Origin of the sequence: Cognaticolwellia aestuarii, assembly GCF_002000025.1 — a bacterium.
Taxonomy (GTDB): Bacteria; Pseudomonadota; Gammaproteobacteria; order Enterobacterales; family Alteromonadaceae; genus Cognaticolwellia; species Cognaticolwellia aestuarii.
Genome location: NZ_MUZV01000014.1, coordinates 24,089 through 40,591, shown reverse-complemented (window position 1 = coordinate 40,591; position 16,503 = coordinate 24,089). Strand labels below are relative to the sequence as shown.

Sequence of the window (16,503 nt, the reverse complement as noted above, 5' to 3'; positions counted from 1 at the left end):
CCCTAATTAATCGTAAATTATTAATTATTATCTCTATTGGGGAAATTATGTCTTCAAATAAAATTATCTTAAAATTCACGGCAATTTTGGTCTTGGCATGGCTTGTTGCTAGCTGCTCAGATAACGAGCCCGTAGCTGATAAATTAGCGACTGCTAGCGTTAATGCTACAGCGGTTCATTTAGAGGTTTATAAAAGTCCAAGCTGTGGATGCTGTGAAAAATGGCTCAATCATATTAATGGGCACGGCTTAACCTCAACGGTATATAACCAAGATAACTTATCGTTGATCAAAACCGAAAAAGGCATTGCGCCTAGATATCGCTCTTGCCACACCGCTATTTCGCAACAAGGCTATGTTTTTGAAGGGCACGTGCCAGCCAAGTTTATTGAACAGTTTCTGCAAGAAAAACACCCGAACGATATTATCGGTTTATCCGTTCCCGCTATGCCTGTTGGTAGCCCTGGAATGGAAGTTGACGAGAAGTTTCAACCTTACCGAATTTTGTTACTGAAGTCTGACGGTAGCTATCAGGTATATGCCAGTATTCAGTCGTATGAGGAACAATTCTAATGCTCAGAAATCGTAACAATAGCTTAGTAACGATAAAGTTAAGTCTTGGCTGGTTAATGATGGCGAGCTTGACTGTTTTTGCACAGCCTTCAGTAGCAACCACAAAGGTTTTGACCTTTACGCAAGCGATTAAAGCAGCACAAAAACACGACCCTTGGTTACAAGGTAATCGTTATCAACAAGACGCTGTTGAGTCTGCCAGTATTGCCGTTGATACCTTGCCAGCTCCCAAAGTGTCGTTGGGGGTGGCGAATTTACCCATCAATGGTTTCGATATCAATCAAGAGGGGATGACGCAAATTAAAGTATCCGTTGCCCAAATGTTCCCTCGTGGCGAAACATTAAAGTTTACAAGCCAACAACTTAAGCTTGAAAGTGAAGTTTATCCTTATCAGCGTTTAGACCGAGAAGCAAAAGTAGCGGTCACGGTAGGTGGTGCGTGGTTGGATGCTTTTAGAGTACAGCAGAGTATGGTGTTAATTGAAAAAAACAGAGCTTTGTTTGAACAATTAACCGAGGTTGCTACGGCCAGTTACTCATCAGCGCTAGGGAAAACTCGTCAGCAAGATTTGGTTAGAGTACAGCTTGAATTAACTCGATTGGAAGAGCGGTTAGATCAACTTGCACAACAGAAAAGTAACTATGATGGCGTGCTCTCACAGTGGGTAACAGAATTAACCACAGAAAAAAATACCACTGAAGAGACTGATTTATTCACCGGTTTGTCATGGCATAACTTTACACTTAGCCAGCAGTTACCGACCATTGATTTGCTAAATCGTCAGTTAATTTATGCCGAGACCTGGCTTAAGCCACAAGCGTTAGTGGCTTACTTTTTTTCGCATCCTGCTGTAGTAGCGGTTAATAAAAAAGTTAATGCGACAAAAACAGGTATTAAACTCGCTAAACAAAAGTACAAGCCTGAGTGGGGCGTTAACGCTAGCTATGGCTATCGTGGGGATGATCCTATGGGGGCAAGCCGAGCCGATTTATTTTCGGTTGGTGTTACTTTCGATTTACCTATTTTTACAGAAGATCGTCAAGACAACGAAGTACGCTCGGCTGTCTCTAAAACTGAAGCGATAAAAACAGAAAAGTTATTATTACTGAGACAGTTACTCGGCGCTTATTCTAGCGCTAAAGGTCGACTTTTACGTTTAAAAAACAGACAACATTTATACCAAACAAAGCTACTGCCACAAACGCATGAGCAAGCGGAAGCTGCATTGACGGCTTATACCAATGATGACGGCGATTTTTCTGAAGTGGTACGTGCACGTATTGCGCTGTTAAATGCCGAAATAGACCACTTAACGCTCAATGTTGAAGAACAAAAAATACACCTGGAATTAAATTACCTTTTTATCGGCGGTATTAATTCAACGATGACTAACAATGGCCCGCATGCTGATAACAGTCGCCAATATGCAATGATGTCTGGAGAGAGCAAATGAGCAGTAACACAGAACAAAATAATAAGCCGATAACAATTGCGGTGGTCAGCGGCATGGTGATTGGGGTTATATTAACATTTTTTGCATACAGCCAATTTGCTCCTATTACCGATGGGCAAGACGTCAGTATGGCACCCGCAGAGCAAAATCCACTCTATTGGGTTGCACCTATGGATGCTAATTATCGTCGTGATAAGCCTGGTAAATCACCTATGGGCATGGATTTAGTACCGGTTTACGCTGACGATGGTAGCGGACCTGATGAAGGCGTGGGTACTATTCGAATTTCTTCCAATGTCATTAATAACTTAGGCGTGCGTACGGCTGAGGTGAGTTATCAGCGCTTAACGACAGAAATTAATACCGTTGGTTATGTGACTTATAACGAAGATAAGTTTACTTATATTCACCCGAGAGTAGCAGGTTGGATTGAAAAATTACATGTTAAAGCTGTTGGTGACCCAATAAAAAAAGGCCAAGCGTTATACGACATTTACTCACCAGAATTAGTTAATGCTCAAGAAGAGTTATTACTAGCATTAGCTCGAAAAAATAAGTCATTAATTCGTGCTGCTGAGCAAAGGTTAAGTGCGCTGAATTTGCCGAAATCTGATATTGCACAACTTAAACAAAGCCGAAAGCCCCAACAAAAAATTACTTTTTATGCACCGCAAGATGGCGTGGTAGAAACATTAGCAATACGTGAAGGTGCTTATGTTCAGCCCGAAACTATGATGCTGTCGATTGTTGATTTAAGTGAAGTTTGGTTAAAAGCTGAAGTATTTGAGCGACAAACTGCGCAGTTATCGATGGGAGACAGAGTGGTGATGCGTTTAGATTACTTACCCAACAAAGAGTTTATTGGCAGTATTGAACATATACACCCGATGCTAAATGCCAACACCAGAACGGCCATTGTACGCTTACGATTTGATAACACGACAGGCGAGCTAAAGCCGAATATGTTTGCACAAATAACTATTCAAAGTCGTGATAGTGCTAGCGCTTTAGTAATACCTAAAGAAGCCTTGATCAGAACGGGTCATCAAGACCGAGTTGTTTTGGCATTAGGACAAGGCAGCTTTAAATCTGTTGCGGTTGATGTTGGTCGGTTCGATCGTGATAGCGTTGAGATACTTGCTGGGCTAAATGAAGGTGAAAAAGTCGTCAGTTCGGCGCAGTTCTTACTGGATTCTGAGTCAAGTAAATCATCTGACTTTAAACGAATGAATCATGATGATATGTCGAATTCCATGGCTGGCATGGCGATGTCTCAGGCTCAAGAAGTTGCTGGCTCAAGCGCTGACGTATCTTGGGCAAGCGCTACCGGCACGATTAATTCATTAATGCCTGATCATGGCATGATTAACATCAGTCGTTCAGCTATCGAAAAGTGGCGGCGACCGGCAGCAACGGTAGATTTTATTACTGATGATAACGTTAGTTTGACTGGGTTGAGCCAAGGCATGTCGGTTAAGTTCAGTTTTGAAATTCGCGATGGTAACTTTGTTATTGTTGAAATATCTCCACTAACTGATGAAGAAACATCAGCAGCCACTTCTCATGATGAAGCCAGTGCTGTTGATCATTCAAGCCACGAGTAAAGGAGCTAAACAGTTATGATTGCTGCGATTATTCGTTGGTCCGTTACTCACCGTTTTTTTGTGCTACTGGCTACGCTGTTACTGGTGGGGGCTGGTTTATTTGCAATAAATAAAACCCCTATTGATGCTTTACCTGATTTATCTGATGTACAGGTGATCATAAAAACCAACTACCCCGGACAAGCACCACAAGTGGTCGAAGACCAAGTGACATACCCGTTAACAACGGCCATGTTGTCAGTACCTGGAGCGGTGACTGTACGAGGATATTCTTTTTTTGGTGATTCCTATGTTTATGTCATTTTTGATGAAGATACTGACTTATATTGGGCTCGCTCGCGGGTACTAGAATATTTAAGCCAAGTAGCCCCAAGTCTACCAAGTGATGCTCGTCCACAACTCGGCCCTGATGCTACTGGTGTTGGTTGGGTATATTTGTATGCCTTAGTTGATAAAACTGGGCAGCATGATTTAAGTAAACTACGAAGTATTCAAGATTGGTTTTTAAAGTATGAGTTGCAAACTGTGCCCGGCGTTTCAGAAGTTTCTGTGTTGGGCGGCATGGTTAAGCAATATCAAGTCAGGGTTAATCCCGATAAATTAAGGGCATATGGTATTCCGCTGTCGTTGATTCAAACGGCTATTAAGCAAGGTAATCAAGAAATAGGCGCATCGGTTGTTGAAATGGCAGAAGCCGAATATATGGTGCGAGCGACCGGCTACATCAAAAGTATTGCGGATCTTGAACATATTCCATTAGGTGTTAATCAAAATGGCACACCATTATTGCTAAAAGATGTTGCTGAGATTGGCACTGGGCCACAAATGCGTCGGGGTATTGCTGAACTTAATGGCGAGGGCGAAACCGTTGGCGGAATTGTTGTGATGCGTTTTGGCGAGAACGCTCAGCAAGTGATTAATCGTGTAAAAGCAAAACTAGCGCAACTTAAAAAAGGTTTACCAGCGGGTGTAGAAATTATACCGGTTTACGATCGTTCAGCGTTAATTGAGCGTGCGGTTGATAACTTAGCGTACAAGTTGTTAGAAGAGTTTGCTGTGGTTGCACTGGTTTGTGTTATTTTCTTGTTTCATGTGCGCTCATCTTTAGTGGCTATTTTCAGTATACCTGTGGGGATATTAAGCGCTTTCTTAGTCATGTACTGGCAAGGACTGAATGCCAATATCATGTCATTGGGCGGTATCGCTATTGCTATCGGCGCCATGGTTGATGGTGCTATTGTGATGATAGAAAACATGCATAAACATATGGAACGGCTGACGTCACAAGGCAAAGCCTTAACCAAAGAAAACCGTTGGCAAGTGGTGATTGATTCAGCCAGTGAAGTCGGTCCGGCATTATTTTTTACTTTATTAATTATTACCGTGAGTTTTATTCCGGTTTTTACTTTGGAAGCACAAGAAGGGCGAATGTTTGCGCCATTAGCCTTTACCAAAACTTATGCCATGGCAGCAGCTGCGGCACTGGCGATTACTTTAGTACCGGTTTTAATGGGCTATTTTATTCGTGGCAAAGTGTTAGCTGAGCATAAAAATCCGGTCAATAAACTTCTCACTATGCTTTATCTGCCAGCGCTGAAAACGGTCTTACGGTTTCCAAAAGTAACCCTGTTAACGGCTGTCGCGGTGTTAGCGATTGGTTTTTATCCGCTCGATAAAATCGGCAGTGAATTTATTCCGCCATTGGATGAAGGCGATCTGATGTATATGCCGACAACGTATCCTGGAATTTCTGTCGGGCAAGCTCGTCAGTTATTACAACAAACCGATAAACTGATCAAAACGGTACCTGAGGTTAACACGGTATTCGGTAAAATTGGCCGAGCCGAAACCGCAACTGATGCCGCGCCATTAACTATGATTGAAACCTTTATTCAATTAAAACCGCAAGCACAGTGGCGCGAAGGGGTTACCACCGAAAGTTTAAAGCAAGAGTTAGATGCTTTAGTTAAGTTGCCAGGCGTGACTAACGCTTGGGTGATGCCAATAAAAACGCGTATCGATATGTTAGCCACCGGCATTAAAACCCCGGTAGGTATTAAAATCGCAGGACCTAAATTGGATGTTATTCAAGATATTGGTCAGCAAATCGAAAAAATATTGGCTGATGTTCCAGGTACCGCTTCGGTTTATTCCGAGCGTGTTGCCGGTGGTCGTTATATCAAAATTGATATTCAACGTGCTAAAGCCGCTCGTTATGGTTTAAATGTTGCTGAAATTCAACAAGTTATTGCAACAGCTATTGGCGGTATGAATGTGACTCAAACGGTGGAAGGTTTAGAGCGTTACCCCGTAAATTTACGTTATTCGCAAGATTATCGCGACTCACCTGAACAGCTCGCCCTATTGCCGATTGTTACGCCTAATGGCCAGCGTATTTCATTAGGTGATGTGGCTAATGTTTTTATTGAAGATGGCCCACCAGGCATTAAGTCGGAAAACGCGCGTTTAAATGGCTGGGCATTTGTTGATATTGAAGGTGTCGATATCGGTGGCTATGTTGCTGCGGCGCAGCAGGTGGTTGACGATGAGCTTGTCTTACCTGCGGGTTATTCGATTGCTTGGGCTGGCCAGTATGAATATATGGAACGCGCAAAAGCTAAGTTGGCATATGTGGTGCCGTTAACCTTGTTTATTATTATTGTTTTACTCTACTTAAACTTTAGAAATGTGATTGAAGTTGCGATGATCATGGGGACTTTACCGCTAGCAATGGTGGGCAGTATTTGGCTAATGTATTTGGAAGGTTATAACTTTTCTGTGGCTGTTGGTGTTGGTTTTATTGCGCTGGCAGGTGTGGCAGTAGAGATAGGCGTGATTATGTTAGTGTACTTAAATCAAGCCTATCAAGCTATGCTCATTGAGCATCATGAAAAATCTATCACGACGACTAAAACTGATGTGTTACAAGCAGTATTACATGGCGCCGGTATGCGTGTTAGGCCGGTAATGATGACCGCAGGCACCGTCATTGTTGGCTTATTACCTATTTTATACGGTACTGGCACAGGCTCTGAAGTGATGAGTCGAATTGCTGCACCTATGGTTGGCGGTATGTTTAGTGCCGTAATTTTAACCTTACTGATTTTACCTACACTTTATTACCTGTGGCGATCAGCGTTAATTAAGCCGGTATAAGTATCAGCGTATTTCGTTTCAGCTCGGAGGAATGCGCTTTATAACGCATTGATTTTTAGCATTATTGGCTTAAGTCGCTTAATCCGAGCTGGAGTTGTTTTACCACTTGACCTGTGTCTTAGACACAGGTGTAAGATGAGTTATTATTTTATTAATATTGCACAAGGTGTGGATAATGAAAGTAACTGAATTAGCAAATGCATTGCATACCACCGCCGATACGGTGCGTTATTACACGCGAATCGGATTTATTAGTGCCAGTAAAAAAGCCGAAAACGGCTATAAATCATATGATAAAAAAGCTCAACAACGACTTAAGTTTATTTTAAGTGTTCGTCAATTAGGCTTCACGGTTAAAGAAATCAAAGATATTTTATCTCAATCAGATCAAGGGCACACTGCATGCCCGCTAGTAAGAGAAATTGTCGAACGTCGATTGGCCGAAACCGAAAAGCAATTTCAGCAGGCGCTGCTATTAAGGGAGAAGTTAAAAAAATCAATTACTGACTGGCAACATAAGCCAGACAAAGCACCTACTGGGCATATGATTTGTCATTTAATTGAAGGCGATATCACTGAGGCTAAGCTTGATAGAGGTACTAGTCATGAATAAGTTTGAGCGTAATTTAGCTAAAAACAAAAGCCAAGAACTACTGGTTGAAGGGGCAAGCTGTGCCAGTTGCGTTAATAAAATAGAAACCGCATTGCAGCAGGTCAAAGGTGTTGAGCATGCTGAAATGAACTTTGCCCTGCGCACTGTTGTGGTGACGGGTGAGGCTGACGTTGATAGCCTGATCAATAAAATTGAAACTATTGGCTACAGTGCCAAAAGTAGCCATCAAGCAAGTGATGAGCAGTTATTAGATGACAAAGAAATTGCTGATGAAAAATATTACGCTCAATTAATCAAACAAGTGTGGATAGCCATGGGGCTTGGTGCGCCATTGATGATTTATGGTATTGCCGGTGGCCCTATGACTGTTGATACATCATTAGCGCGAGCCGTTTGGTTGTTAATCGGATTGTTATGTCTTGGTACTATGTACTTCGCTGGTAAGCACTTCTACATAGGAGCTTGGAAGTCTTTTGTTAATCATAATGCGAATATGGATACTTTGATTGCTTTAGGGACAACGACCGCTTGGCTATATTCAATGATTGTCGTGCTTTTTCCAATGGTATTACCTGAGATGGCGCGTCATGTTTACTTTGAAGCTACCGCGATGATCCTCGGGCTGATCAACCTTGGGCTTGCCTTAGAGGTGAAAGCAAGAGGACGAACCAGTGAAGCGATCAAGCGTTTAATTGGCTTACAAGGAAAAACCGCACGTGTTATTCGTCTTGTTGCCGGTAAGGAACAAGAAATTGATATCGCCATAACACAAGTGCAGCTTAATGATATTGTCCGTGTTCGACCTGGCGAAAAAATCTCTGTCGATGGTGTCGTGGTACAAGGGCATACCACCATTGATGAGTCTATGTTGACGGGTGAGCCAATGCCGGTCGAGAAAGCTGAAGAAGACGAGGTTGTGGCCGGCACGTTAAATAAGTCAGGCAGCATTTTATTTAAGGCGACTCGGATAGGTAAAGATACGGCATTAGCGCAAATTATTACTATGGTAAAACGAGCGCAAAATGCTAAGCCACCCATTGGGCGTTTAGCGGATGTGATCTCAGGATACTTTGTGCCGATGATTATCATCATCGCTATTGTTAGTGCTTTAGCTTGGCTTAATTTTGGCCCTGATCCTACTTTGGCTTTTGCCGTGGTTTCTGCCACAACGGTGTTAATTATTGCTTGTCCATGTGCACTAGGATTAGCCACACCAATGTCGGTGATGGTCGGTGTGGGTAAAGCCGCAGAAGCAGGCGTGTTAATTCGTAATGGCGAGGCCTTACAAAGTTCGGCGAAAATCACCGCCATGATCTTGGATAAAACCGGCACTATTACTGAGGGAGCACCAACGGTAACTGACATTATTGTTATCGATAAAACCTATACAGAACAGAATATTTTAACCATGGCCGCCAGTATTGAAAGTGGCTCAGAACATCCATTAGCACAAGCGATTGTTAATGCCGCTATTAAACAAGGTATAGATCCTGAAAATGCGAGTGACTTTAAAGCCATTGCCGGTCACGGCATTCAAGCTAACGTTAATGGTCAGCAATTGTTATTTGGTAATCAAAAACTGATGCTAAGTAAGCATATTGCGCTTAATGGTTTTATTAGCCAAGCACAACAGTTTGCTGATGAAGCTAAAACGCCAATGTACCTTGTTGTTGATAAAAAGTTAGCCGCAATTATTGCCGTATCAGACCCGATCAAAACCGACTCTGTTGCTGCCATTAAACGTCTACAAGCCAGTGGTATTCGCGTGGTTATGCTCACCGGTGACAATAGAGCAACCGCAAATGCTGTAGCAAAAAAAGTAGGTATTACTGAGGTTTTTGCTGAAGTGTTACCAGCTGAAAAAGCTAATAAAGTGGCAGAGCTGCAAGCGCAAGGTGAAATTGTTGGCATGACTGGCGATGGTATTAATGACGCGCCGGCGCTGGCGCTGGCCAATGTTGGCTTTGCAATAGGTACGGGAACCGATGTTGCTATAGAAAGTGCAGATATCACACTAATGCGAGGCTCGTTACATGGGCTTGCTGATGCGATTGCCATTAGTAAAGCAACATTACAAAATATTAAACAAAACTTGTTCGGTGCTTTTATTTATAACGTCGCGGGTGTGCCAATTGCTGCTGGTGTGTTGTATCCATTTTTTGGCTTGCTATTAAATCCAGTTATTGCCGGCGCCGCAATGGCCTTTTCGTCACTAACGGTTGTCAGTAATGCCAATCGTTTACGATTTTTTAAAGCTAAAGAGCATTAATAACAGTATTGGAGAATATCGCATGATAATTGTTAATATCATTGGTTTAGCGCTTATTGCCATAGTTATATGGTGTTTTTGGTTATATAAGCCGACTAAAGTTGCCGATAGGCGTAAACAAGTCCGTTGAATTACCTGCCATGTTAGCAGGCGAATACGCTTTTTATTGCTCGATGAAAATGTACATAGGCACACTAGTTGTTGAATAAAAAGCACGAATACAGCAAGGGCTTTCGCAACTTGATTAGCTGTTTTTGATCATTAAAGGCAGCTTAATTGAAATTGATTTCTCCCTTTTCTTTTTGCTTCATATAAATATTGGTCAGTTAATTCAATCAATTTAGCGCTGGTGATTTTGGCGCTTTTAGATTTTAACGTGGCACCGACTGAAACAGAAGTTTGCACATTTTTTTTGTCAATTTTTAAATCAAAAGTAGCGACATCTGCGACTATTTCTTGGCAAACACTTTCAAGGGTTTTTTCATCTGCTCCGTAAAGAATAAGTGCAAACTCATCACCGCCGATTCGAAAGCCAACATCTGTTGAGCGACGACATTTTGCATCGACGACTTGGGCTAATTTTTTTAATAGGTCATCACCAGTGCTGTGACCAAAAGAATCATTTACTGCCTTGAAATAGTCGGCATCAATAAAAATAAGTCCAATGCTGGTTTCGTCACGCATTGCGATTGAGGTAAGTCTCTCTATTTGCTCTTGAAAAGCTCTTTTATTATTAAGCTTGGTTAAGCCATCAGTTATCGACTCGTTATATAGCTTATTGATTAATAAATAGTTTTGATAAATAGTTTTTTGGCCGACTAAGCTAACGGTTAAGCAAATGCCGGTGACAAAGCTCAAAATAATTAAGATAAATAATAAATCTGAAAGTTGATGGTCGGCATGCAGTTTGACTAAGGTATAGACAGATAAAATAATAACGGTTGCAGCACTTGCTTGCTTAATAGGTAATACCAACAACAAACAACCAAACATAATGATCAGCACGATACCAAGCTCAGAAAATGCAAAGCCATTTAATTCAGAAATATAATAAATTAAGCTGTGATTCAAGCCGCTGCCTAAATAGATGATCAGCATTAAGAAGACATTTGAGCGGATAGATTTAGGAGGTTTGATCCAATAAAGAAAATTTAAATACAGCAGGGGAATAATGACAAAAATAAACCGTGTTGATAGTGTTATTTTATATATTTCACTTGGAAATTTTATGACGTCCATGACAGCAAATGCGATATATAAAAGTAATGCCACGATCAAAGCCCAACGGCGCATGCTTAAACATTGCGACATTAAAAAGGTTGAAAAGCTTTCGGGTTTATTAAAATTTTTTTCGCTAACGGCTGTATTCATATAATTTGAAGCATAATAGAGGCTAAGCGGGAATATTCGTTTTTGTATTGTTGTTACAAAATTACCCCTTTACCTATACAGTACACCTTAAGTTTTTATCCGTACCCGTGTTTCTAACACTTTTACTATTTTGGTGCAATCAGCAAATACATGAGCTGTGCGTTTATTGTTCGACTGTTGAATGTAAATGATGACGGTTAATTAACGCTATTTTTAAAATGAAAAGTAGATAAAATTAGTGGATTTACCCGTAGCCGTTATTTGCAATAATGAGTTTAAAATTCAGACGAAAGCAACGATTTCCCTCCTTTTTTATAAGCCTTGTAATTTAATCATGGTTTATGAATGGCAATAAAATCATGCTTTACGGACTAAATAGGTAAAAAAGTATTTTTAGAGCCGCTAAGGTTTGCTATTTGTGATGTCCTAGCATATTTTAACAAACAATTATCAGCCTATTATTTGGGCTGAAGACTTCTTTAAGGCACTTATTATGAATCTAGACAAATCGACAAAACGTATCGCAAAGAAAGTTAAAAATGGTTTTCAAGGTTATCCGCAAATAACACTAGCTTATTTTGGTCCCACAGAAGATTGCGCGACACAAGTGGTGGTAAGTTTTATTTTAGAGGCAGGAGCAAGTGCTCAAGAAGAACGTTTTTCGAGTGAACATGATGTTAGAAAAGACGAAACGATCCAAACCACGTTAGTTAAAATTATTGAACGTGCCGAGGCTAAAACTGTTGTTGAAGTTGCAGGCGTCGCCATTATCGAATAAAGCATTAAATAACTGAGTTATTCAGGTTAAGTAAGGAAAATAAAGTGAATAATTGAGAGCTTTGCTATTCATCACCTCAGCTAATTTAGTGAGATATCGTCGAGTATGGTATTATCGCAAAATATCTCTTCGCAAATATCTCAGTATTATATTGCTATGCCAAACCTTGAATCTTGTTTTACCTCATTTTCTCAGTCTGTTGCCGATATTAGCTTGCCTGAAAAGTTTACCTTTCCGTTCTATTATCAGCCACAGACACTTGCTATTGCTGCGGTTGAACAATTGCAGCAGACGCTAGAAAAGCACCCTGACATTATGGGTGGTGCAGGCGATGCAGGTAAAATGTTAGGTGTTTTGGTGGTTAAGAATGCTCAACAGCAGTTAGGTTATTTATCGGCTTTTTCAGGGCAGTTAGCATATGATAATACAGCAATAAATTTTGTTCCTGCAGTGTCTGATATGCAATTACAAGATGATGCTTTTCTAGCTGAAAATCGTATTATTAACAACATTAATGCTGAAATTGAGCAATTAGAAACCAGTGAGCAACTCACAAATGCAACGAATGCGCTTAATGAGGCGACTAACCTTTATCAACAGGCGTTATCAGCGCAGCAACGGTTAATAGTTGCTAATCGCCAAGAAAGAAAAAAGCAGCGAGATGAAGCCGTTGCGCAGTTAGCCGCGGATGAATTTGAGCAGCTAAAAATTGTATTGGCAGGGCAGAGCATTTACGAAAAAAAACAGCTACAAGCCTTAAAGCAAGATGGACAAAGTAAGCTGGCATTATTGCAGCAAACCTTAGACAACATTACCAGCGAAATTGCCAAATTAAAGAAGCAGCGTAAAGCCCGTTCTAAAAATTTACAGAAAAAACTTTTCGCGCAATATCAGTTTTTCAACGCCAACGGTGCCACTAAAGACCTCAACGCTATTTTTGCTGAGCTACCTGATCATACTCCACCAGCAGGTGCGGGCGATTGTGCTGCGCCTAAATTATTGCAATATGCTTATTTACATAATTTAACTCCCGTTACTATGGCTGAGTTTTGGTGGGGCGCGGCACCTAAGTCAGCTATCAGGCAGCATAAGAATTACTATCCTTCTTGCTACAGTAAATGCCAGCCTATTTTAGGGCATATGCTTCAGGGCTTAGATGTTGAAGATAACCCCTTGTTGATCAATCCCGCACAAGGTAAAGACTTAGCCATCGTCTATCAAGACGACGATCTGTTAGTGGTTAATAAGCCGGCTGAGTTTTTATCAGTGCCGGGGAAAACCATCACCGACTCTGTGTATATGCGAATTAAAAACCAATTTCCAGAGGCGTCTGGGCCTTTAATTGTGCATCGTTTGGATATGTCGACTTCAGGACTGTTGATTATCGCCTTAAATAAGCGCGCTCATAAAGCGCTTCAAAAACAATTTATTGAGCGCACCATAGAGAAACGTTATGTGGCTTTAGTTAGCGGTAATGTTGAAGCTGATTTTGGCACGATTGAATTACCACTACGGCTAGATTTTGATGATAAACCACGGCAAATGGTTTGTTATCAGTACGGTAAACCGGCATTAACAACTTGGCAAGTATTGGAGCGAAAAAATAACACCACGCGTTTACACCTATTTCCTAAAACGGGACGTACGCATCAACTACGCGTACATTGCGCTCATCAAGATGGTTTAAATATGCCGATTGTCGGTGATGATCATTATGGTTCAAAAGCACAGCGACTGCATTTACATGCCGAGTACTTGTCGTTGCAACACCCCATTAATCATCAAGCTTTAGTTTTTGAAGTTGCTGCAGACTTTTGAGTTAGTTGATTGGCAACCTTGTTGCTGCTATAAAGCCGTTAGCAGCTAATAAATTATACTTAAATAACCTGAACTCTGGATAATGAGTGCTTGATATTCAAGTGCTGCTTATCCAGAGTTCAAGTTAAATAGACTGGCCTTGGTAAATTAACCTTTCTAATTTATTGAAATTATGGGATATTCATTAGCAACTAATCAAAGTTACGGAATGATATTACTGAGAAATTTCAGTAATAAGTAGTTAATTGCAAGGATAAGCATTGAGTATGCTCAACGATATAATAACTGAAATCAGAGCACTAATTTCTGATGTTGCGACAGGTTTTAATACTCAAGATAAAGATTTATACCCTTTAGGTGATGTTAATAATAGCGATGTTTACCACTCTATTATTGCTTCGCTTTGCCTCCTAGAAGCTACCGAAATTACAAAACGCATTGAACTACTTGACGCTAAAAATGATGATTGCGGTTTATGCTAATTGTTATTTTATGGCTGGCTAAATAGTGTGAACATACAACACGAATAGCAATACTGATCTGTCAGTTACAAGCAGCACAAAGTGCTAAGAGCCGACTGATATTTTTGGTTATCTTAGAGTGCCATGAGCTAGCTAGAAGAAACTTCCGTGGTGATTTAGCTACTCAGGTTAATGGCTTTAAAGCTAAGACTCTATTGTTGATAAGTTTTTTGGCGATGAGATACCGAATTGAGTAAGCCAATACAACAAGTGCTATTCGTAATACGATTGAGAGTAGCTAGGTTACAAAACTTAAAGCGAGACTGTTTAGCGTTTGCTCAGTTTCGCTTCGTTTCACATTTTAGCAAACGATTATCAGGCTTTTAAAAGGGCACAAACTATTATGTCAAAACTAGGTATTATTCTACTACTGTGCAGCTCTTCTGTATTTGCAAGCGAGACAAGTGACTGCGGAAATAACGAGCAGGCTGTCCTCTTATCCAAATTGATCATGGAGGATAGCGAGCAAAAGCGAAGCAAAATTCGCTGTAATAGAGTATTAACTGCTGTCGCTGAGGCTAAAGCTATCAAAATGGCAGATTTTGGCCTTGTTATGCATAATCTGGGCGGAAGCCCCAATGATCGATTAAGGGAGGCGGGCTATAAATTGCCTAAACATTATGGTGGTGACTTTAATAGCAACCAAGTTGAAGCTATTGCCGGTGGCTATTCAAATGCAATAGCAGTATGGGATGCTTTTAAGAGTTCAGATGCCCATAGATCGCATTTGCTTGGTGAACATGAATTTTATTTAGAGCAAGATGAAATAGGTGTTGCGTTTATAAAGAAAAATGAGTCGCCTCACGTCGAGTATTGGGTAGTATATTTAACAAAGGGATATCAAAAAAATCAATCTTATCCTACTGATGCTAGTGAAATACCGAATAAGAGTTTGTTTATCCTACAACAAAAAAAACAATAAAATAACACCGGTTTAAACATTAAGCTCAGGTAGTGCTTATGATTTCGTTTAGCCGTAAATTATAGTAAATGAATAAAAAGCACTTTAACGGGGCTTGTTATTTTAAGGAAATTTTTATGGCTGAATTAAAAAAAGAGTTACCGTTTTTGACAAGGTATATGGCACTCATCTTTACTTTAATTGGCGCTGATTGGTTACTTTTTACCATCGGTGTTAACTATAACATGTGGTCTGATCCTTTTGATCTTTTTAAATTTATCATTAAGATTATTACTATATTGGCTTTATATTTTACAGGGATTAAATTTTTCAGTTGGTTATATAGTGCATCACCACAAAAGATTGAAAAGTGAATGGGTTGCTTTCATGCAGTACCGTGAGTAAGTTAACTACTCAGTGTAAATGAGTTAGTATTTTGTACTTTGGATTCATTTTTTTAGCCAACAATTTTATGCTCGTTATTAATGGGCTATACGGATGGGAGACTGCAGTGCATGGATATTTTTATTCCACTGGGCATTATTATTTTACTCGTTTTTATCCAAATCAAACTATTTAGAGATATGTGTAAATACTTATCTGCTGCTTATTCAGAAGAATGGGAAAAACTATCAGAAAACGCTATGGGAGCATCAAAGCGGTCAGTCACAAGTGCTAATTTGTCAGCGTCACTTGAGACAGGTTTTTTCTCTACGGTTACTGATGTTGAAGTCGTCAGGTTTTTGAAAGCTAGAAAGTTGATTATGTATATAATGGGCGCTATGGTTTTATTGCAACTAGTTATGGCATATTTACATTAATATCAGTGGTTTAATCTAAAAATCACTCTATCCTCTGTGTTAACGTATACCTCCTCAGCATTTTGAGGAGGTAAGCACAAAGCAAACGAAATTATAGTTTTCGACCTAAGCGTTTTTCTATTTGCTTTTTCTCCCAATCAGCGCCAAAAAAGCTATAAACTTCAAACACACTCAAACCGTGTGATATCACACCAATTCCCCAACCTAATGCAGCCCACCAAGCCCAATAATAACCAGGGCTAACAAGAAAGTTCAGTAAGAATAAACCGAGTACAACAACTGCATAATTAATCAGATGGCTATAAAATCCCTTAATGTCCTGAACATGTTCGATAATTCGAGTTTCTTCATCGTTGTAGGTGTCCGAGTTGCTCATATCCTTCTCCTTTAGTAATTCATCAAGTTCAACCTCAAAAACAGCGGCAAGAGATTTAAGTGATTCCAAACCTGCTTTTTGACCACGTTCAATGCGTTGAATTGTTCGAATACTCAAACCACTAAACTGGGCTAATTGCTCCTGAGACCATGCTCGTTTAAGTCTTAATTTTCGAACGGTCATTTACTTCCCCTTGTTGCTGTTCTGGTTAAATTATTGATTAGTTACTCTTCTTTTACTACGACTTTT

Annotated in this window: 14 protein-coding genes; 12 read left to right on the top strand and 2 right to left on the bottom strand. The window is 40.3% G+C overall.

The annotated features are described in order from the left end of the window. Positions 1-47: 47 nt before the first annotated feature. The 6 genes from B0169_RS17120 (at position 48) to B0169_RS17095 (ending at position 9,668) form a co-directional block, all read left to right on the top strand. Complete coding sequence (locus tag B0169_RS17120; protein ID WP_077288130.1) at positions 48-572, top strand: DUF411 domain-containing protein; 525 nt, start codon at positions 48-50, stop codon at positions 570-572. Continuing rightward, positions 572-2,026, top strand: a complete 1,455-nt coding sequence (locus B0169_RS17115) for a TolC family protein (RefSeq protein WP_077288129.1) — start codon at positions 572-574, stop codon at positions 2,024-2,026. The genes B0169_RS17120 and B0169_RS17115 overlap by 1 nt, the downstream gene beginning before the upstream one ends. Continuing rightward, positions 2,023-3,630: an efflux RND transporter periplasmic adaptor subunit gene (locus B0169_RS17110; protein WP_077288128.1), complete on the top strand. Its 1,608-nt coding sequence runs from the start codon at positions 2,023-2,025 to the stop codon at positions 3,628-3,630. Before B0169_RS17115 ends, B0169_RS17110 begins: the two co-directional genes overlap by 4 nt. Positions 3,631-3,645: 15 nt before the next feature. Continuing rightward, complete coding sequence (locus tag B0169_RS17105; protein WP_077288127.1) at positions 3,646-6,786, top strand: efflux RND transporter permease subunit; 3,141 nt, start codon at positions 3,646-3,648, stop codon at positions 6,784-6,786. A 175-nt stretch (positions 6,787-6,961) separates the two neighbouring features. Then, positions 6,962-7,399, top strand: a complete 438-nt coding sequence (locus B0169_RS17100) for a MerR family transcriptional regulator (RefSeq protein WP_077288126.1) — start codon at positions 6,962-6,964, stop codon at positions 7,397-7,399. Further along, positions 7,392-9,668, top strand: a complete 2,277-nt coding sequence (locus B0169_RS17095) for a heavy metal translocating P-type ATPase (RefSeq protein ID WP_077288125.1) — start codon at positions 7,392-7,394, stop codon at positions 9,666-9,668. Before B0169_RS17100 ends, B0169_RS17095 begins: the two co-directional genes overlap by 8 nt. Positions 9,669-9,929: 261 nt before the next feature. Here the strand turns inward: B0169_RS17095 and B0169_RS17085 are convergent, their stop codons facing one another. Next, positions 9,930-10,961, bottom strand: a complete 1,032-nt coding sequence (locus B0169_RS17085) for a GGDEF domain-containing protein (RefSeq protein WP_158077116.1) — start codon at positions 10,959-10,961, stop codon at positions 9,930-9,932. 571 nt (positions 10,962-11,532) lie between these two features. Between B0169_RS17085 and B0169_RS17080 the strand changes: the two genes are divergently transcribed. The 6 genes from B0169_RS17080 to B0169_RS17055 all read left to right on the top strand — a co-directional run bounded on the left by B0169_RS17080 (position 11,533) and on the right by B0169_RS17055 (position 15,878). Beyond that, positions 11,533-11,817, top strand: a complete 285-nt coding sequence (locus tag B0169_RS17080; protein WP_077288123.1) for a hypothetical protein — start codon at positions 11,533-11,535, stop codon at positions 11,815-11,817. A gap of 156 nt (positions 11,818-11,973) precedes the next feature. Next, positions 11,974-13,635 carry an RluA family pseudouridine synthase gene (locus B0169_RS17075; protein WP_077288155.1) on the top strand — a complete coding sequence of 554 codons (1,662 nt, stop codon included), beginning with the start codon at positions 11,974-11,976 and terminating at the stop codon, positions 13,633-13,635. A gap of 266 nt (positions 13,636-13,901) precedes the next feature. Next, positions 13,902-14,117 (top strand): hypothetical protein, encoded by a 216-nt coding sequence (locus B0169_RS17070; RefSeq protein ID WP_077288122.1) that lies wholly within the window; start codon positions 13,902-13,904, stop codon positions 14,115-14,117. Positions 14,118-14,499: 382 nt separating this feature from the next. Then, positions 14,500-15,078: a CAP domain-containing protein gene (locus B0169_RS17065; protein WP_077288154.1), complete on the top strand. Its 579-nt coding sequence runs from the start codon at positions 14,500-14,502 to the stop codon at positions 15,076-15,078. 116 nt (positions 15,079-15,194) lie between these two features. Beyond that, positions 15,195-15,431, top strand: coding sequence for a hypothetical protein (locus B0169_RS17060; RefSeq protein ID WP_077288121.1), 237 nt, complete (start codon positions 15,195-15,197; stop codon positions 15,429-15,431). Between the two features lie 141 nt (positions 15,432-15,572). After that, positions 15,573-15,878 (top strand): hypothetical protein, encoded by a 306-nt coding sequence (locus B0169_RS17055; RefSeq protein WP_077288153.1) that lies wholly within the window; start codon positions 15,573-15,575, stop codon positions 15,876-15,878. 91 nt (positions 15,879-15,969) lie between these two features. On the opposite strand, the gene B0169_RS17050 is transcribed toward B0169_RS17055, so the two are convergent. Further along, positions 15,970-16,437 (bottom strand): 2TM domain-containing protein, encoded by a 468-nt coding sequence (locus B0169_RS17050; protein ID WP_077288120.1) that lies wholly within the window; start codon positions 16,435-16,437, stop codon positions 15,970-15,972. Positions 16,438-16,503: the final 66 nt, after the last annotated feature.